Source organism: Siminovitchia jepli (assembly GCF_047228825.1).
Lineage (GTDB): Bacteria > Bacillota > Bacilli > Bacillales > Bacillaceae_C > Siminovitchia.
Map to the genome: position 1 here is coordinate 1 of NZ_JBFEGN010000193.1, position 1,544 is coordinate 1,544.

The following is a 1,544-nucleotide window of genomic DNA, read 5'->3' on the forward strand; positions in this document are numbered from 1 at the left end:
CACTAGCGTTGCATTAAATTTCAATCAAAAAGTCAAGCGATATAATTTGAACAAAAAGTTGTTTTAATGTTAAAAATCATCCCAATTTTCGGTGTGATTACATACAAAAAAACCTTATAATTAGGGTATGGTAGTCCTGTCCAAATCCCTAATTATAAGGAGCTCTGTATGGACAATCATACCATAAAAACAGTATTCAAGGAATACATTCATCCATTAGATTCAAAAGTCATTCAAAAAATGGTCGAGCATGCTCAATTAGATCGGTATGTCAAAAAGCTCGACTTTCTTACGTTCACCAATCTTTTTATTTATGCCCAATTGAAAGGATTGCGAAGCTTGGGGCGGATTAGTGATCAGGTAAAGCGCAAGAAAACCGTGCAGAGACAAATTGGCATCCAAAGTATCAGTAAATCCCAGCTCTCTCGAAAGCTTGGAGATATACCATCTGAGATTTTTGAAGTCATCATGCACCATCTGGTTCAAAAACTACATCAGATATACGGGCCAAAAAAGGCTGATCAACTGCTAGGGAAGATTCACCTAATTGATTCTTCAACCCTTTCCATGTGCCTGAGTCAATATGCATGGGCTGATTTTCGAAATACCAAGGCAGGCGTTAAAATGCATACGTCTATCGTCTTTTGCGACGGGGAATCCTATCTAAACAAGTTGATTGTCACGCCTGCCCGGCCGGCAGATGAAACACAGCTGGATGCATTAATCACAGAAGATAAGGATGCCCTCCATGTATTCGACCGGGGGTACTATAACTTTGAAAAGTTCGATCTCTATTGCCGAAATGGGATTCGATTTGTCACCAGGATTAAAGGCAATACGATTGTACATGTCATTGAGGAATTGCCTGTCAATCCGTCATCTCCAATCACCCGGGATGCCGTCGTAAAAATTGGTAATATGAAACATCCCCTCCGCCTGATAGAAACATTGGACAGCGAGGGTAACAAAGTTTCCATCGTGTGCAATGATGCAAAAATAAACGCACAGGAAATCAGTGATCTCTACCGGACACGCTGGCAGATTGAATTGTTCTTTAAATGGGTAAAGCAACATCTGGTCTTGAAAAGGCTTTATGGACAAAGCAAGAATGCTGTATACAATCAAATCTACATAGCCATGATCACATACTGCTTAACCCTAGTAATAAAAAATAAAATAGGATATAAAGGCACTTTACTGGAAATGATGAACTGGGTCAGTGATCTATGGTCCCAGAAGTTAGAAGCCTTTATCGCGGAGGTATTCAAAGAACCAGAACGAACATCCCGTGGCCGGCGAATGCTGTGGCACAACCGTATCTTTGACGAAACCCTGGCACAATACGAAAAAGGGGATGTTTCACATTTAGATGATTTAACCTATGACCCTCTCATTTAAATAATTTGGTAAAAAATGGATGAAGGACTACCTTTGAATCCCTGTTGTCTTTTTTTCTCCAAGTGAAATAATCTTATATCTGAATATTTAGTTAATAGGTTTGCGTTCGAAAAATTAAGGGTTGACTGTGCTTTTTATTTTTTATG

At 39.2% G+C, this 1,544-nt stretch carries 1 protein-coding gene; it reads left to right on the forward strand.

The genetic code is table 11. The features are described from left to right. Positions 1 to 168: 168 nt before the first annotated feature. Positions 169 to 1,398: an IS4 family transposase gene (locus AB1L08_RS22340; RefSeq protein WP_413066768.1), complete on the forward strand. Its 1,230-nt coding sequence runs from the start codon at positions 169 to 171 to the stop codon at positions 1,396 to 1,398. Positions 1,399 to 1,544: the final 146 nt, after the last annotated feature.

Coding starts and splice junctions, on each gene's coding strand:
- AB1L08_RS22340 (WP_413066768.1), top strand. CDS start 169: ATGGACAATCATACCATAAAAACAGTATTCAAGGAATACATTCATCCA.